Here is a 16917-nt window from a genome sequence, read left to right on the forward strand (position 1 = left end):
GGGCAGGTGAGCACCCCTCGCAAGCACCCCGCCAACCGCCCGCACACCGACCCGGCCGCACCCCGCAACGGCACCCGGGCCCGGGGCGCCGACGGCCGCTTCCACGCCGCCGTCCCCGGCGCAAACCCCGGGGACACAGTTGACGGCACCACCGGGGACGCGGCCGGCGGGACCACCGGGGAGACAGCCGGCAGGGCTGCCGGGGTGGAGGCCGCCGGGACCGACGCGGCTGCCGCCTCCGCCGGGCTGGAGGAGGTGCTGGACCAGGTGCCCGGCCCACCCGCCGAGGCGCCCGGCCTCACCGACGAGCCGCCGGTGGCCGAGCCGCTGCCGGAGGACCGCTTCCTCAACCGGGAGCTCTCCTGGCTCGACTTCAACGCCCGGGTGCTCGCCCTCGCCGAGGACCCGCGCACGCCGCTGCTGGAGCGGGCCAAGTTCCTGGCCATCTTCGCCAGCAACCTCGACGAGTTCTACATGGTCCGGGTCGCCGGGCTGAAACGCCGGCTCCAGGCCGGCCTGCCGGTACGCGGCGGGGACCGGATGCCGCTGCGTACACAGCTCGAACTGGTTGCCGAGAAGGCCGCCGCGCTGGTCACCCGGCACTCGGCCTGCTTCACCGACGACGTGCTGCCGAAGCTCGCCGCCGAGGAGATCCGGATCCTGCGCTGGAGCGACCTGGACGACCCCGAGCGGGAGCGGCTGCGCACCTACTTCCGGGAGCAGATCTTCCCGGTGCTGACCCCGCTCGCGGTGGACCCCGCGCACCCCTTCCCGTACATCTCCGGGCGCTCGCTCAACCTCGCGGTGGCGGTGCGCGATCCCGACGGCGGCTCGGAGTTCTTCGCCCGGGTGAAGGTGCCGAACAACGTGCCCCGCTTCGTACGGGTGCACCGCGACCTGCCGGGCCTGCGGATGCTGCCCGTGGAGGACCTGATCTCGGTGCACCTGGGGCAGCTCTTCTCCGGCATGCAGGTGGTCGAGTGCCACCTGTTCCGGGTCACCCGCAACGCCGAGGTGGAGGTCGACGAGGACCGCGACGAGGACCTGCTCCAGGCACTGGAACGGGAGCTGGCGCGGCGCCGGTTCGGCCCGCCCGTACGGCTGGAGGTGGCCGCCTCGATCTCCGAGCGCGTACTGGAACTGCTCGTCCGCGAGTTGGACATGCACGACCAGGAGGTGCTGCGGGTCCCCGGCCTGCTCGACCTCTCCGCGCTCTGGCAGCTCTACAACGAGGCCGACCGGCCGGACCTGAAGGATTCGCCGTTCGTGCCGGCCACCCATCCCCGGCTCACCGAGGGCGAGGTGCCGCGCAGCGTCTTCGCGACCCTGCGCGACGGGGACATCCTGGTCCACCACCCGTACCACTCGTTCGCCACCAGCGTGCAGCGGTTCATCGAGCAGGCCGCCGCCGACCCGGACGTGCTGGCCATCAAGCAGACCCTCTACCGCACCAGCGGCGACTCCCCCATCGTGGACGCGCTGGTCGACGCGGCGGCGGCCGGCAAGCAGGTGGTCGTGCTGGTCGAGCTGAAGGCGCGCTTCGACGAGGTGGCCAACATCGGCTGGGCGCGCACGCTGGAGCGCGCCGGCTGCCACGTCGTCTACGGCCTGGTCGGGCTCAAGACGCACTGCAAGACCGCCCTGGTGGTACGCCAGGAGGGCAACCAGATCCGCCGCTACTGCCACATCGGCACCGGCAACTACCACCCGAAGACCGCCCGGCTCTACGAGGACTTCGGCATGCTCACCGCCGACCCGGAGATCGGGGCCGACCTGACCGACCTGTTCAACGTGCTCACCGGCTACAGCCGGCAGACCGCGTACCGCCGGCTGCTGGTGGCGCCGCAGGGCATCCGCCGTGGGCTGATCGAGCGGATCGAGCGGGAGATCAGGCACGTCCGGCTGGGCATGCCCGGCCTCGTGCAGATCAAGGTGAACTCGCTGGTCGACGAGGAGGTCACGGACGCGCTCTACCGGGCCTCCCGGGCCGGCGTCCACGTGGACCTGGTGATCCGGGGCATGTGCACGCTGCGGCCGGGGGTGCCCGGCCTGTCGGAGAACATCCGGGTCCGCTCGATCCTGGGGCGGTTCCTGGAGCACTCCCGCATCTTCCGGTTCGGCAACGACGGCGACGCCGAGTTCTGGATGGGCTCGGCCGACCTGATGCACCGCAACCTGGACCGCCGCGTCGAGGCGCTGGTCCGGGTGAGCGACCCCGTCGCCCGGGCCGAACTGGACCACGTGCTGACCGCCGCGATGAGCCCCGACGTCGACGCGTTCGAGCTGGCGCCGGACGGCACCTGGAGCCGGCGTACGGGCACCGCCGACGAGGAGCCGGTGCACCTCCAGGAGTTGCTGCTGCGTCGTGTCGGTGGCACGGCGGGCTGACCGGTACCCGCATAGGCTGACCTGATGCTGGATGAGCGGGACGCGCCCGGCTCCGGTCGGGACCGGCCGGCCGGGGGCCCGGACGCGACGGCCCCGATCCGGGCGGCGGGCGGGGTCGTGTGGCGTACCGCCGACGGCGCCGGGCCGGCCGGCGGGCGCGCGGCCGGCGGGGTGCTGGTCTGCGTGGTGCACCGGCCCCGCTACGACGACTGGTCGCTGCCGAAGGGCAAGCTGGAGCCCGGCGAGCATCCGCTGCTCGCCGCCGTGCGGGAGGTGGCCGAGGAGACCGACGTCCGGGCGGTGCCGCAGGTACGGCTGCCCACCGTGCGCTACCGCAGCGAGGGCCGCCCGAAGGTGGTCGACTACTGGTCGATGCGGGCGGCGGCCGAAGGCGGCTTCCAGCCGGCCACCGAGGTCGACGACGTGCGCTGGCTCGGCGTGGACGAGGCGGTCCGGCTGGTCAGCTACCCGCACGACGCCGAGGTGCTGGCCGCGTTCGCGGCCCTGCCGACGGTCACCGGGACGGTGGCGCTGGTCCGGCACGCCCACGCCGGCAGGCGGGCCACCTGGTCGGGCCCGGACACCGGCCGGCCCCTCGACGCCCGGGGTTGGGCGCAGGCCCACGCGCTCGCCCCGCTGGTGGCGCTGGTCCGCCCGGTACGCCTGCTGTCGGCCTCGGCGCGTCGCTGCGTACAGACCCTCGACCCGGCGGCGGCGCTGCTCGACCTGCCGATCGAGGTCGACGGCGACCTGGACGAGCCGCGGCCCGGTCAGCAGCCCGACGAGTGCGCGTTGGCCGCCGCCGCCCGCCTGGTCGCGCTGGCGGCGACCGGAGAGCCGGTGGGGGTGTGCAGCCAGGGCAAGGTGATTCCGGGCGCCCTGGGCCGGCTCAGCGGGCTGCCGGACGACTTCACCACCCCGAAGGGCGGCGGCTGGCTGCTCGCCTTCGCCGGCGACCGGCTGCTCGCATTCGACCGTCTCTGACTCCGCGTCCACGCCGGTGCGCGTGGGTCAGGTCGGCGGCAGGGTCAGGGTCACCACGACCGGCAGGTGGTCGCTGGCCGTCCCCGGTGGGGCCGCCGCGTCGCCGGCCGCCAGGTCGGGCGTGACGAGGATGTGGTCGATCTGCTGGCGCGGGGCGTCGGCCGGGCTGGTCGGCAGGGGGCGGGCGGCGGCCAGCGCGTCGACCAGACCGGCCCGGGTGAACTCGGCGAACGCCGGGTCGTCCGGCCCGGTGTTCAGGTCACCGGCGACCACCAGGGGTCGGCCGGCGGCGTACCGGACGGCGAAGTCGGCGACCGCGCGGGCCTGGACCACCGGATCCTCGCCCGGCGGCGGTTGCAGGTGGGTGGCGACGACCGCGAGGCGGACGTCCCCGCTGAAGTCGACGGTGATCCCGAGAGCCTGCGCCCCGGTGGGCGCGCCGACGGCCGGCAGCGGCCGGGTCCGCGCCGCGACCAGGGGCCACCGGCTCAGCACGGCGTCGCCCCAGAGCGGGTCGGCGGCGGGCGCGAAGACGTACGGCATGTCGAGCCGCTCCGCCAGCAGGTCGAGCGTGTCGTGCCCGCCGTTGAGCAGCCAGCCCCGGTCCACCTCGCTGAGCGCCACGACGTCGGCTCCCGCGACGGCCCGCGCCAACGCGTCCGGGTCGAAGCGGCCGTCCATCCCGAACCCCATCCGCACGTTGTACGCCGCCACCCTGACCGTCTCGGGCGGCCCGGGCCGGTTGGTGGCGACCAGCACCTCGTCGCTGGCGACCGCGGCGAGCAGCGTCAGTACGGCTGCCGTGGCGGCCGTCCGCACCGGCGGCAACGGCGACCGGGCCGGCACCGGGGTGGGCCGGGTCGCCAGCGCGACGGCGGCGACCAGCACCGCCACCGCCACCGGCACCCCGGCATTGGGGTAACCCAGGTCGTAGGCGGCGTAGTACGCCACCGCCGCGGCGGCGAAGACGAGCATCCCGCCGGCGGCGGCGTACCCGCGTCGGGCGGCCACCCGTGCCGGCTCCGGTCCGCCGCCGGCCGACCCGGCGGACGGGGCCTCGTCGGCGCCGGCCCGTCCGTCGGCGGCGCCGGCCAGGGCCAGGCACGCCCCGAGGCCGACGGCGGTGAGCAGGACGGCCGGCAGCAGCAGCATCCCGCGTTCGAGGGCGACGAGGACGGCCCCGCCGACGAGGGCCGCCGGCCCAAGCCACCGCCAGGCCCCCCGCAGGGGCGGCGCCAGCGCGGCGAGCAGGAAACCGCCGACGGCCACGGCGAGCGGGGCGGGGCCGAACGCCGGCACCGTGGCCACCCCCGCCTCGCCGGCGGGGTCCGCGCGCAGCAGCCCGAACTGGTACGACATCGCCGTCCGGGCGACCGCCGGGGAGAGGGCCACCATGCCGGCGAGCAGCAGCGCCGGCCCGGCCAGCAGCCAGCCCCGTACGCCGCCCGCCCCGGCCGGGGGCACGGGCCGCGCCTGGCCCGCCAGGAAGAGGCCCGCGACCGCGACCGCCGCGAGCCACGCCGGCCAGGGGCCGAAGAACGCCGAGCGGTACGTGTCCAGCACCGTGTGCACGCCGGCGCCGACCGCCATCCCCAGCGCCAGCCCGGGTACGGGGCGGTCGGTGCCGGCGGCGGCGCTGGCGAGCCACACCAGCCCGGCGAGCAGCCCCGCCGTGGCGAGCCAGAGCTGGAGCCGCCCGCCGGGCTGGCCGTTGACGGCGAGACGCGCCACGACCAGCAGCACGGCGGCGACGAGCGTGCCGGGGCGGGTGCCCACCCGGCGCAGCAGCGCGGGCGCCGCCAGGGCGAGCAGGAACCAGCCGAACGCGAACGCCCCCAGCAGTTCGGCGGGTGTCGAGGCGGCCTGCCCGAAGATGGTGATCACCGCCGGCAGGAAGACGCGCAGCACGTCGACCAGGAGCACGACGCCCAGGGCGAGGGTGACGGTGGGGAGGTGGCGGTAGCGCACGGGGCTGCCTTTCGCCGACCGGAAGGGGTGCGGCGATTCTGCGGGCGCGGCACGCTCGCGGTCAACGGGTGGGGCGGACACGACGGAGGGCGCCCACCGGCCGGTGGGCGCCCTCCGCGTACCGCTCGACTCAGCGCTTGGTCGCTGCCTTCCTGGCCGGAGCCTTCTTCGCCGTGGTCTTCTTCGCCGCGGTCTTCTTGGCCGCCGCGCTCTTGCTCGCCGTCGCGGCGGTCTTCTTCGCCGCCGTGGACTTCGTCGCCGCCGTGGTCTTCTTCGCCGGGGCGGCCTTGGCGGTCGTGGTCTTCTTCGCCGCGGTCGTCCTGGTCGCCTTCGCCGCGGGGGCCTTCTTGGCCGCCGTGGTCGCCTTGGCCCCGGTCGCCTTCGCGCCCGTCGCCTTGGCTCCGGTGGCCTTGGCCCCGGTGGCCTTGGCTCCGGTCGCCTTCGCCCCGGTGGCCTTGGCCCCCGTCGTCTTGGCCGCCGCAGTGGACTTGGCGGCGGACGTGGTCTTGGCGGCCGCCGCGGTCTTCTTCGCCGCCGCCGTGGCCTTCGGCACCTTGCCGCTGGCCACCATCTCCTTGAATCCGGCGCCCGGACGGAAGGTCGGGACGGATGTCTTCTTGACCTTCACCGCCTCACCTGTCCGCGGGTTGCGCGCTGTTCGGGCGCCCCGGACGCGCTTTTCGAACGCTCCGAATCCGGTGATCGCCACCTTCTCGCCCTTGGTGACCGCCGCCTGGACCTCAGCGAGGACCGCGTCGAGCGCGGCCGTCGCCGTCTTCCGGTCCCCCAGGCGAACGGCGAGCGCCTCGATGAGCTCGGCCTTGTTCACGACTTCCTCCCGATTGTGCAACTGACTCGACGCGAGCCATTCTGCGCGCACGGTATGCCCTGTGCTGCCGCTACACAAACATTCGGTCGAAAAAAGCCCTTGTGTCGTAACGGATTCGCCCCCGCCGGTGGGACCGACGGGGGCGGAAACCGCTGTGGGATCGGGCGTACGGCTATGCGATCGAGGGCAGGAACGGCAGCCGGGTGGTCTCGTACGCGCTGATCTCCGCCTCGTGGCGGAGGGTGAGTCCAATGTCGTCCAAGCCCTCCAGCAGCCGCCAGCGGCTGAAGTCGTCCAGCGGGAACGACCAGGTGGACTCGCCGACGCGCACCTCGCGGGCGGTCAGGTCGACGGTGACCGGGGTGGTCGGATCGGCCTCCACCCGGTCCCAGATCTCCTCGATCGCCTTCAATTCCAGCTCGACCGGGAGCAGACCCTCCTTGAGCGCGTTGCCCCGGAAGATGTCGCCGAAGCGGGGCGAGATGACGGCACGGAAGCCCCAGTCGCGCAGCGCCCAGACGGCGTGCTCCCGGGAGGAGCCGGTGCCGAACTCCGGACCCGTCACAAGAATCGACGCACCCGAATGGGCTTGATCGTTGAGTACGAATTCCGGGTCCTCGCGCCAGGCGTTGAACAAGCCGTCCGCGAAACCGGTTCGGGTCACCCGCTTGAGGTACACGGCGGGGATGATCTGATCGGTGTCCACGTTGGACATCCGCAGCGGCACGGCGGTACCCGTGTGGGTGGTGAACCTCTCCATCTGAATGCCCTTCTACAGGTCGGCGGGAGCGGCCAGCCGGCCCGCCACGGCGGTGGCGGCGGCGACCGGCGGGGAGACCAGGTGGGTGCGTCCGCCCCGGCCCTGGCGGCCCTCGAAGTTGCGGTTGGAGGTGGAGGCGGAGCGCTGGCCCGGCGAGAGCGTGTCCGGGTTCATGCCCAGGCACATGGAACAGCCGGCGAAGCGCCACTCGGCGCCGGCGTCGGTGAAGACCTTGTCCAGCCCCTCCGCCTCGGCCGTCTCGCGGACGGCGGCGGATCCGGGCACGACCAGCATCCGCACCCCGTCGGCGACCCGGTGCCCGCGCAGCACGTCGGCGGCGGCCCGGAGGTCCTCCAGCCGGCCGTTGGTGCAGGAGCCGACGAAGACCACGTCGATGGCGAGGTCCCGCAGCGGGGTGCCGGGGCGCAGGTCCATGTACTCCAGCGCGCGCCGGGCGGCGGTCTGCTCGGTCTCGGTGCCGAAGTCCTCCGGCGCCGGCACCACCGCGCCCAGCGGCGCGCCCTGGCCCGGGTTGGTGCCCCAGGTGACGAACGGGGTGACCGCCGCGGCGTCCAGGGTCACCTCGGCGTCGAAGGTCGCGCCCTCGTCGGTGGGCAGGGTCCGCCACCAGGCGACCGCCGCGTCCCAGTCGTCGCCCTGCGGGGCATTCGGCCGCCCCTTCAGGTACGCGAAGGTGGTCTCGTCCGGCGCGATCATGCCGGCCTTGGCGCCCCACTCGATGGACATGTTGGCGACGGTCATCCGCCCCTCCATGGACAGCGACCGGATGGCCTCGCCGCGGTACTCGACGATGTATCCGCGGCCGCCGCCAGTGCCGACCTGGGCGATCAGCGCGAGCACCAGGTCCTTGGCGGTCACCCCGGGGGCGAGCTGCCCCGTGACGTTCACGGCCATCGTCTTCGGCCGGATCTGCGGCAGCGTCTGCGTGGCCAGCACGTGTTCGACCTCACTCGTGCCGATGCCGAACGCGAGCGCGCCGAACGCGCCGTGGGTGGCCGTGTGCGAGTCGCCGCAGACGATGGTCATGCCCGGCTGGGTGACGCCGAGCTGCGGGCCGATGACGTGCACGATGCCCTGGTTCTCGTCGCCCAGCGAGTGCAGCCGCACCCCGAACTCGGCGCAGTTGCGGCGCAGCGCCTCGATCTGCGTACGCGAGGTGGGGTCGGCGATGGTGAGCAGGTCGCCGCGCCGCTGCCGGAACGCCGGGTCGGCGTACCCCGTCGGGGTGTTGTGGTCCTCCGTGGCGAGCGTGAGGTCGGTGCGACGCACCCGACGCCCGGCGAGGCGCAGCCCGTCGAAGGCCTGCGGGCTCGTCACCTCGTGCAGCAGGTGCAGGTCGATGAAGAGCAGATCGGGCTCGCCCTCGGCGGCCCGGACGAGGTGTGCGTCCCAGACCTTCTCGGCCAGGGTCCTCGGCTTGGCAGTAGTGACTCCCACCATCTGGACATCCTAAATTCTGGGAGGTAAGTTTCGGCTTGTGGGACACAGTATGAGCGGTGTCGGCGTTCTCGACAAGGCGGTGGTCATTCTGGCCGCCTGCATCGACGGCGCCAGCCTGGCCGAACTCGTTGAACGCACCAAGCTGCCCCGGGCCACCGCGCACCGGCTGGCACAGGCGCTGGAGATCCACCGGATGCTGGTCCGGGACACCCAGGGGCGCTGGCGTCCCGGCCCGCGCCTGGGTGAGCTCGCCAACGCCGCGCCGGACGTGCTCCTGACGGCGGCGGAGCCGCTGTTGGCGGCGCTGCGGGACGCGACGGGCGAAAGCGCCCAGCTCTACCTGCGCCGCGCCGACGAGCGCATCTGCGTGGCCTCCGCGGAGCGGGCCAGCGGCCTGCGGGACACCGTGCCGGTCGGCTCGGTGCTGCCGATGACGGCGGGTTCCGCGGCGCAGATCCTGCTCGCCTGGGAGCCGCCCGAGGCGGTGATGCCGCTGCTCCCCCGGTCGAAGTTCACCGGCCGCACCCTCGCCGAGGTACGCCGCCGGGGCTGGGCGCAGAGCGTCGCCGAGCGCGAGGCCGGTGTGGCCAGCGTCTCCGCGCCGATCCGCGACCGCACCGGTCGGGTCATCGCCGCGATCAGCATCTCCGGCCCCATCGAGCGCCTGGGACGCCGCCCCGGCGAACGCCACGCGATGGCCGCCGTCCGGGCCGGCCAACGCCTCTCCGGCCTCTGACCGCCCTCCGCTGGCTGGTCGGGCGCCGGAATCCCGGGCGGGCCGAGGGGCGGAACGCGAAACGGCCCGTCCCACCGGGGTGGGACGGGCCGTTCGAGATGTAGCCCCGACCGGATTCGAACCGGCGCTACCGCCTTGAGAGGGCGGCGTCCTGGGCCGCTAGACGACGGGGCCAAGACTTCGCTGCTTCCACCGCCCTCGCGAGCGGTGCCGCTGTAGTCTAGCGGCGTCCCCTCCGGGGACGAAATCGGGGCGACCGGGCCGGCGCGACCAGGACGGAACGGCCGGGCCACGGCAGACGGCGGCGCCCGGACGCGCGAAACGGTCCATCCCCGCGTGGAACGGCATAAGGCGTGCAACGGCATAAGGCGTGCAACGGCATAAGGCGTGGAACGGCATACGAAACGGCCCGCCCCACCGGAGTGGAACGGGCCGTTCGAGATGTAGCCCCGACCGGATTCGAACCGGCGCTACCGCCTTGAGAGGGCGGCGTCCTGGGCCGCTAGACGACGGGGCCAGAACCTGCTTGCGGCACCACTTCGCAAGTGGTGCCGCTGGACTCTACCAGAGAGAACCCCGATCCCCTGACCGGGAATCGGAGTCATCTCCTACGAGATCCAGCGCCCGAGGCTCTCTCGAACCTCGGCTGCGCTGGGGTACCAGGACTCGAACCTAGACTAACTGAACCAGAATCAGTCGGGCTGCCAATTACCCCATACCCCATTGGCCCCTTGCGGTGCCGGGAACAAACCTTACCCTCCCGGTGCCGACAGGCCAAATCGAACCCCCCGAACCGCCTCTGAGCTGCAGAAACGGGGACTCGACGCGGATCAGGCGACCGGCACCACCGGGTTGCTCAGCTCCCCGATCCCCTCGATCCGCACGGTCACCGTATCCCCGTCCGTGAGCGGGCTAACCCCCGCCGGCGTGCCGGTGAGCACCACGTCGCCGGGGAGCAGCGTCATCACGTGTGAGACGTACGACACCAGGGCCGCCACGTCGAAGACCATGTCCCGGGTCCGGCCGAGCTGACGCACCTCCATCTCCTCGGGATCGCGGCCCACCTCGCAGCGGATCTCCAGGTCGCGGACGTCGAGCCCGGTGGTGATCCACGGGCCGATCGGGCAGAACGAGTCGAAGCCCTTGGCGCGGGTCCACTGGCCGTCGGAGCGCTGGAGGTCCCGGGCGGTGACGTCGTTGGCGCAGGTGTAGCCGAAGATGGCCCGCTCGGCGGCGGCCCGGTCGGCCCGGCGGGCCCCCGGCGCGCCGATCACCACGGCCAGCTCGGCCTCGTGCTCGACCTGCTTGGAGAAGATCGGCAGCCGGATCGCGTCCCGGGGCCCGATCACGGAGGTGGACGGCTTGAGGAAGAGCAGCGGCTCCTTCGGCACCTCGCTGCCGTGCTCGGCCGCGTGCTCGGCGTAGTTGCGGCCGACGCAGACGACCTTGCTGGGCAGGATCGGCGAGAGCAGGCGGACGTCCGACAGCGCCCACCGGGCGCCGCTGAAGGTGATCTGGCCGAACGGGTGGCCCTCGATCTCGGCGACGGTCAGGCCCTGCGGGCCCGCCTCCGGCTCGCCCTCGACGACCCCGAACGACATTCCCTTGGCATGAGCAAAACGAGCGATACGCACCGGGTCAATCTATCCCCGGCGACCAGCGTCCGACCGAGGCCGCAGGCAGGCGCGCCGGACGGCCACCGGCGCGCTCCGTGAACCGGGGCGGGCGCACCCTATGCCACCGTCCACCCACGGGGGCCGGTTTCGCGACTTCGTACCCGCCCGGTGTCGCCCCGCCCCTAGCGTCGGCTCCGGAGGTTCGTTCGTATGCCTGCATCGACACGACACCACAGGGCCCTCGCAGTGTTCGTACACTGCCTCGGCATTCTCGCCGCCATGCCGGCACCGTCCGCGGCGGCCGCGCCACCACCGGCGGTCGCGCCGACCCCGGAGCCGGCGATGCCGTCGGCGCCACCGGCGGTGCCCACCCCGACCCGGGCCGCCCCGCCGATGGCGAAACCGCCGGTCACGGTCGCGGTGCTGCCGGAGAGCACGCCGGCGCCGCGCTACCGGATCCAGGTCCGCAACAGCGGGGCCACCCCGGTGGACACCACGGTCCGGCAGGAGCTGCCGGCCGGGGCCTCGGCGACCGCCATCACCAACGGGGGCCGGGCCACCCGCAGCGCCGGGCACTCCACCACGGAGGTCACCTGGCAGCTGAAGCTGCCCGCCCGCAGCACCACCACCCTGGGCACGGCGCTCACCACCGCCGCCCCGGCCCGGCCGCTGACCGCCCCGGCCTGCGCCTTCGCCCGCGACGGCAACCGGCCGTACGACTGCGCGACGGCGACCTGGGCGGCGGGCGTGCCGGCCGCCGCGCCCGCCCGCGCCGAGGCACCACCGTGGCGACGTACGCCGGTGCTGCTGGCCGGGCTCGCCACGGTGACGGTGCTCGCGGTGGGTGGGGTGTGGACGTGGCGCCGACGCCGCCGACCGGTCGCCGCCGCCCTGACCGGAGAGGGGCCGGGGACGGTCTACCCGCGCCCGGCCACCCCGCGCCCGGAACAGCTGCGCCGCAAGCCGTCGGTCTGGCTGATCGTCCCGGTGGCCGCCGTGGTGCTCGCCGGCACGGTCGGCACCGCCGCCTGGACGGCCACCCGGCAGGTCGCCTCCGTCGACACCGACAGCCAGCCGACCAGCGGCGCGTGGATCGGCCAGGGGGTCAACGGCGCCATCGGCGAGGCGCTGCGCGAGTCGGCGTTCGAGTTCACCGTGTACCGCGTCGCGTGCGAACCCGGCACGGCGGCCCGGCGGTGCGAGGCCACGGTCGGGGTGCGCAACCTCACCCCGGAGAAGCAGAGCTGGCACGGCCGGCTGCAACGGGCGTACCTGCCCGACGGCAACTTCGTCAGCACCGACGAGCAGGCGACGCGCACGGCCAACCAGGGCCGGGACGTCTTCGCCCAGCCGATGGCGGCCGGCAGCCGGACGGTGCTGCCGCTGGTCTTCACACTCGACGGGAAGGCGCCGCCGCAGCAGCTGGAGCTGCGCAGCGGGGTGTTCTCCGCCGGGGTCCGGGTGGACGTGCCCTGACCGGGCGCCGGGCGGCGGTCGTACCCTGGGGTCCGTGACCGCCGCCCTCGCCCCGACCGCCGTGCTCGACGCGGCGTGCTGGCAGGCCCGGCGCCGGGCGCACGAGCAGCGGGTCGACGCCTGGGTCACCCCGCACCTGGCGCGCCGCCGCCGGGGCGGGAAGCACCCGGTGGAGGATTTCCTCTTCACCTACTACTCGCACCGTCCGGCCCAGTTGCGCCGCTGGCACCCCGGCGCCGGGGTGGTGCTGCGCGACGCGGACCCGGGCGATCTCGGCCGGGACTACCGGGCCACCGCCGCCGGGGCCACCCTCCACACCGAGGCCGTACGCGCGCGGCGCGCCGAGTCGCTCGGGTGGATCCGGGCGCTGCTGGCGGCGACAGCCGACCGACCGGCGCACCTCGGCTGCTTCGGGATGCACGAGTGGGCCATGGTCTACCGGCAGACCCAGGAGGAGGTACGCCACAACGCCTGGCCACTGCGGCTGAGCCCCGACGAGACGGCGGCCGTGGTCCGGGAACGGGGCGTGCGGTGCAGCCACTTCGACGCGTACCGGTTCTTCACCGCGCCCGCCCGGCCACTGAACCTGCTCACCCCGACGCGCGAGACGCAGCACGCGCACGAGCAGCCGGGTTGCCTGCACGCCAACATGGACCTCTACAAGTGGGCGTACAAGCTCTCCCCGCTGGTGCCGAGCGAACTGGTCGCGGACGCGTTCGAGCTGGCCCGGGAGATCCGCACGCTGGACATGCGGGCCTCCCCCTACGACCTCACCGCCCTCGGCTACGCCCCCGTGCTGGTGGAGACCGCCGAGGGGCGGCACGACTACGTACGGGCGCAGCGGTCGTTCGCGCAGCGCGCCGCGCCCCTGCGGGCGCGCCTGGTCGCCGAGTGCGACCGGCTCCTGTCGACCGCCGACGGGTGAGCGGGTCGGCCCGCCTCCGGGCCCGGGTCAGTCGCCGTCGACGCGGCGGTCGCGCTTGCGCTGTGACCGGCGCTTCTTCTCCGCCAGCCGGCGCTCCTTCGCGCCCCGCGACGGGCGGGTGGGCCGGCGGGGCGGGGGCGGCGGGGCGGCGGCCTCGCGCAGCAGCGCGGCCAGCCGTTCCCGGGCCGCCTCCCGGTTGGCCAACTGCGCCCGGTGCTCGCTGGCGGTGACGGTCAGCACGCCGTCGACCAGCCGGCCGGCGAGGCGCTCCAGGGCGCGCGCCCGCAGCGGCTCGGGCACCCCGGGCGAGGCCGCCAGGTCGTAGCTCAGCTCGACCCGCGAGTCGGTGGTGTTGACGCCCTGACCGCCGGGCCCCGACGACCGGGAGAAGCGTTCCCGCAGCTCGGCGGCGGGAACGCTCCACCGGTCGGTCACCCGCAGTCCGTCGTCCACCCCCCGAGGCTAACGCCCCTGCCGGACGCTCGGGGTCGCGGACGGGCTCGGGGTCTGCGCGGGCGGGGCGGGGTTGTCGTCGTCCGAGCCTGCGGCGGCGTACGCGACCGCCCCCACCAGGAGCAGGGCGATCACCCCGATCTTCGTGGTGGCCACCTTGATCAGCAGCCACGCGGCGCGCCGGGCGCCGGGCACGGTCTTCTTGGCGGTCTGGTAGTCGGCCCACCCGCGTCGTGCCCGGGCGTACGCCGACCCCACTCCGGTACCGATCAACAGGCCCACCAGCAGGAGGGCCACGATTCCAGGACGCTCCACCCACGCCAGTATCCATACTCAGCGTAATATTTCCATTGTCCGATCATTTCCCGCCGGGTATCTGACAGTTTTCACGTTCCCAGGCGGTCCCGAAGGGACGTACGCACAGCTCAGCCGCCCTTTCCGATGATCGTGTCGGCGGTCTGCTGCACCTGCTCGATGGGAATGGCGAAGCCGATGCCGATCGAGCCGTTGCCGTCGATCGTGGCGATGGCCGTGTTCACCCCGATCACCTCGCCGCGCGCGTTGACCAGCGGGCCGCCCGAGTTGCCCGGGTTGATCGAGGCGTCGGTCTGCACGGCGGTGTGCCGGTTGTCGCCGAGGCGCACCTGCCGGTCCAGGGCGCTGACGATGCCGGCGGTGACGGTGCCGGGCAACCCCAGCGGCGAACCGACCGCCAGCACCGGCTCCCCCACCTTGGTGGAGCCCGGCTTGGCCAGCGGCAGCGCCGCCAGGCCGGCCGACGGCGGCACCCGGAGCACGGCGAGATCGCTGCGCGGCTCCCGCCCGACCACCTCGGCGGTGTACCGCCGCCCGTCGGGCAGCTCCACCGTCACCGCCCCGCCGCGCCCCTTGGCCAGGATGTGGTCGTTGGTGATGATGTGCTGCTGGTCGTCCACGGCGAAGCCGGAGCCGGTGGCCGAGGCGCCGCCGGACCCGCCCACGAGCACCGACACCACCCCCGGCACGGTCTTCCCGGCCGCGGTCACCAGCTCCGCCGGGACCGGGGCCGCCGAGGCCGCCGTCGGGCCCGGTGCGTCGTCGCGGCCGGCCACGATGCCGCCGGCCACCGCGCCGGAGGCGGTCGACAGTGCCACCACCGCCAGCGCCGCCAGCACCCGCCCGCGCGGGCCGCGTCCCGCCGGGCCCCGGTCCGGGTCGGTCCCGCCCCACCGGGCCCGCCCGTCCGGATCCAGCTCCGGGGAGATGAACCAGGGGCCGCGCGGTTCGCCCAGCCCGGTCTGCACTGCCATGCGTACGCTCCTCACGTGTCCTTCTCGACGGTGGCCGTACGGTTCAGGGCAGCCGGGCGAACCAGCGCATCGAGCCGGCCGCGGCCCCCATGGCGAACACCAGCCCGAGGCCGATGAACCGGGCCGAGACGTCCTGTCGCTCGGTGCGGTAGCCGACCGAGGTGCCGATGTCGTCGTAGACGGCGCGCAGTTCGTCGCTGGTGCTGGCCTCGTGGAACCCGCCCCCGGTCTCCTCGGCCACCGCGCGCAGGGTCTGCCCGTCGACGGGCACCTGGATCGGCCGGCCGCCCCGGTCCACGGTGCCGCCGGGGGTGCCGAACGAGATGGTGTGCACCGGCACCTTCATGTCGATCGCCTCGGACGCCGCCTCCATCGGGTCCATGCCGGAGGTGTTCGCCCCGTCGGAGAGCAGGATGATCCGGGCCGGCGGCGGGTCCTTCGCCGCCTGGCTGTCGAAGCCCTTCACGGCGCCGAGCGAGGTGCTGATGGCCTCGCCGATGGCTGTGCCCTGCACCCCGGTGGCCCCCTCCACCAGCCGCTCGATCCCCTCGTGCAGGGCCTCCCGGTCGGTGCTCGGCGGCACCAGCACCGCCGCGCTGCCGGCGAACGCGACCAGCCCGACGTTGAACTCGTCCGGCAGGCCGTCGACGAAGCGCCGGGCGGATTCCTTGGCGGCGCTGAGCCGGTCCGGTTCCACGTCGCCGGCGAGCATCGAGGTGGAGACGTCGACGGCGACCATCACGGTGGCCCGTTCGCGGGGCACCCGCACCTCCGCCGTGGGCCGGGCGAAGCCGACCACCAGCAGCGCCAGCATGGCCAGGAAGAGCCCGGCGGGCACGTGCCGCCGCCAGGCCGGGCGGTGCGGCGCGACCCGGTCGAGCAGCCGCAGGTTGGTGAAGCGGACGGCGTACCGGCTGCGCCGGCGCTGCATCAGCAGGTATCCGACGGCCAGGGCGAGGACCCCCAGCAGGAGCCAGAGCCGGGCGGGCGACTGCCAGATCACGCCACACCTCCCCGGGCCGCCCGGGGAGGGGCCGCCGCGAGCCGCCGCTGGGTGTGCACGTGCCGCACGATGTCGGCGGCCCAGTCCCGGTCGGTACACAGCGGCAGGTGCGTGGCCCCGCTGCGGCGCAGCGCCTGGCGTACCTGGTCACGCTGGGCGGTCGCGGCGGCGGCGTAGCGCTCGCGCAGCGCGCGGTCACCGGTCCAGAGTTCGCGCCGCCGCCCGGTCTCCGGGTCGACCAGGGTGACCAGGCCGACGTCGGGCAGCTCCAGCTCCCGCGGGTCCGTGATCTCCACGGCGAGCACCTGGTGGCGCGCGGCGAGGCGGCGCAGGGCGGTCTCCCAGGGCGGTGCCTCCCGGGGGTCGTCGGGCAGCCCGTCGAGGAAGTCCGAGACCACGACGACGAGGCCGCGGCGCAGCGCCGCCCGGTGCACGCCGGCCAGCCCGTCGGCCAGGTCGGGGCCGGGCGGCGCCGGGTCGTCGCCGTCCTGGCCGCCGACGCGTGGCGGCGGGTCGTGGTCGCCGACGCGCGGGGCGGTCAGCAGGGCCCGGAGCAGGCCGAGCAGGTGGGTACGCCCGCTGCGGGGCGGGAACCGGCGCAGCCCGTCCCGGCTGAGCACCTGCGCGCCGAGGCGGTTGCCCACGCCTCCGGTGAGGAAGCCGACCGCCGCGACGGCCGCCACGGCCAGCTCCCGCTTGTCGAGTTCGGCGGTGCCGTACTCCATGCTGGGGCTCGCGTCGATCAGCAGCCAGGTGGTGAGTTCCCGGTCGGCGTCGACCTCCCGTACGTGCGGGACCGTGGTGCGGGCGGTCACCGCCCAGTCCATCCGGCGCACCTCGTCCTCACCGGGCCGGTACTCCCGGCTGCCGGCGGTCTCGCTGCCCGGCCCGGGCAGCAGGCCCCGGTACCGGCCCTGCAACAGCCCGTCGAGCCGGCGCGTGACGCTCAGTTCCAGCCGGCGCAGGCGCCGGTCCGCGGTGAGCTCGGCCAGTCCCGGGTCGGCCGGCACGACCGCCGGCGCGGTGGTT

General features: G+C 74.4%; 15 protein-coding genes and 3 tRNA genes. 5 read left to right on the top strand and 13 right to left on the bottom strand.

Annotation, left to right across the window (positions count from 1 at the left end; genetic code table 11):
* Positions 1–6: 6 nt before the first annotated feature.
* On the top strand, positions 7–2388 hold the full coding sequence (locus tag ACGFIG_RS18965) for an RNA degradosome polyphosphate kinase (protein WP_393004487.1): 2382 nt from the start codon (positions 7–9) through the stop codon (positions 2386–2388).
* Between the two features lie 24 nt (positions 2389–2412).
* Positions 2413–3372: an NUDIX domain-containing protein gene (locus ACGFIG_RS18970; protein ID WP_393004489.1), complete on the top strand. Its 960-nt coding sequence runs from the start codon at positions 2413–2415 to the stop codon at positions 3370–3372.
* A gap of 27 nt (positions 3373–3399) precedes the next feature.
* Here the strand turns inward: ACGFIG_RS18970 and ACGFIG_RS18975 are convergent, their stop codons facing one another.
* The 4 genes from ACGFIG_RS18975 to leuC all read right to left on the bottom strand — a co-directional run bounded on the left by ACGFIG_RS18975 (position 3400) and on the right by leuC (position 8390).
* Positions 3400–5340, bottom strand: a complete 1941-nt coding sequence (locus ACGFIG_RS18975; RefSeq protein ID WP_393004491.1) for an endonuclease/exonuclease/phosphatase family protein — start codon at positions 5338–5340, stop codon at positions 3400–3402.
* A gap of 130 nt (positions 5341–5470) precedes the next feature.
* The gene (locus tag ACGFIG_RS18980; protein ID WP_393004493.1) at positions 5471–6169 is read right to left on the bottom strand and encodes an HU family DNA-binding protein; all 699 of its coding nucleotides are present in this window, start codon (positions 6167–6169) and stop codon (positions 5471–5473) included.
* A gap of 172 nt (positions 6170–6341) precedes the next feature.
* Entirely contained in the window at positions 6342–6929 is a 588-nt protein-coding gene (gene leuD, locus ACGFIG_RS18985; RefSeq protein WP_393004495.1) for a 3-isopropylmalate dehydratase small subunit, read from the bottom strand.
* Positions 6930–6941: 12 nt separating this feature from the next.
* A complete protein-coding gene (gene leuC / locus ACGFIG_RS18990) occupies positions 6942–8390 on the bottom strand; it encodes a 3-isopropylmalate dehydratase large subunit (protein WP_393004496.1) in 1449 nt (482 codons plus the stop codon).
* Positions 8391–8439: 49 nt separating this feature from the next.
* On the opposite strand from leuC, the gene ACGFIG_RS18995 reads away from it, so the two are divergent.
* A complete protein-coding gene (locus tag ACGFIG_RS18995; protein ID WP_393004498.1) occupies positions 8440–9126 on the top strand; it encodes an IclR family transcriptional regulator in 687 nt (228 codons plus the stop codon).
* A gap of 101 nt (positions 9127–9227) precedes the next feature.
* Here the strand turns inward: ACGFIG_RS18995 and ACGFIG_RS19000 are convergent.
* From ACGFIG_RS19000 to ACGFIG_RS19015, 4 genes are all read right to left on the bottom strand, one after another.
* Positions 9228–9300, bottom strand: a tRNA-Glu gene (locus ACGFIG_RS19000).
* 270 nt (positions 9301–9570) lie between these two features.
* A tRNA-Glu gene (locus ACGFIG_RS19005) sits at positions 9571–9643 on the bottom strand.
* A 134-nt stretch (positions 9644–9777) separates the two neighbouring features.
* A tRNA-Gln gene (locus ACGFIG_RS19010) sits at positions 9778–9849 on the bottom strand.
* 107 nt (positions 9850–9956) lie between these two features.
* Positions 9957–10760 (bottom strand): fumarylacetoacetate hydrolase family protein, encoded by an 804-nt coding sequence (locus tag ACGFIG_RS19015; RefSeq protein WP_393004500.1) that lies wholly within the window; start codon positions 10758–10760, stop codon positions 9957–9959.
* A gap of 192 nt (positions 10761–10952) precedes the next feature.
* Between ACGFIG_RS19015 and ACGFIG_RS19020 the strand changes: the two genes are divergently transcribed.
* Entirely contained in the window at positions 10953–12218 is a 1266-nt protein-coding gene (locus ACGFIG_RS19020) for a hypothetical protein (protein ID WP_393004502.1), read from the top strand.
* A 34-nt stretch (positions 12219–12252) separates the two neighbouring features.
* Positions 12253–13143 (top strand): 3-methyladenine DNA glycosylase, encoded by an 891-nt coding sequence (locus tag ACGFIG_RS19025; RefSeq protein ID WP_393004504.1) that lies wholly within the window; start codon positions 12253–12255, stop codon positions 13141–13143.
* A gap of 27 nt (positions 13144–13170) precedes the next feature.
* Here ACGFIG_RS19025 and arfB read toward each other — a convergent pair whose 3' ends face one another.
* The 5 genes from arfB to ACGFIG_RS19050 all read right to left on the bottom strand — a co-directional run bounded on the left by arfB (position 13171) and on the right by ACGFIG_RS19050 (position 16898).
* Positions 13171–13596, bottom strand: a complete 426-nt coding sequence (arfB, locus tag ACGFIG_RS19030; RefSeq protein WP_393004506.1) for an alternative ribosome rescue aminoacyl-tRNA hydrolase ArfB — start codon at positions 13594–13596, stop codon at positions 13171–13173.
* 9 nt (positions 13597–13605) lie between these two features.
* Positions 13606–13911, bottom strand: coding sequence for a hypothetical protein (locus tag ACGFIG_RS19035; RefSeq protein ID WP_393004508.1), 306 nt, complete (start codon positions 13909–13911; stop codon positions 13606–13608).
* Positions 13912–14021: 110 nt separating this feature from the next.
* Positions 14022–14885, bottom strand: a complete 864-nt coding sequence (locus tag ACGFIG_RS19040) for a S1C family serine protease (RefSeq protein ID WP_393004510.1) — start codon at positions 14883–14885, stop codon at positions 14022–14024.
* 43 nt (positions 14886–14928) lie between these two features.
* Positions 14929–15888, bottom strand: coding sequence for a VWA domain-containing protein (locus tag ACGFIG_RS19045; protein WP_393004512.1), 960 nt, complete (start codon positions 15886–15888; stop codon positions 14929–14931).
* Positions 15885–16898, bottom strand: coding sequence for a DUF58 domain-containing protein (locus ACGFIG_RS19050; RefSeq protein ID WP_393004730.1), 1014 nt, complete (start codon positions 16896–16898; stop codon positions 15885–15887). Before ACGFIG_RS19050 ends, ACGFIG_RS19045 begins: the two co-directional genes overlap by 4 nt.
* Between the last annotated feature and the right edge of the window lie 19 nt (positions 16899–16917).

The organism is Micromonospora sp. NPDC049048, assembly GCF_043197615.1.
Taxonomy (GTDB): domain Bacteria; phylum Actinomycetota; class Actinomycetes; order Mycobacteriales; family Micromonosporaceae; genus Micromonospora.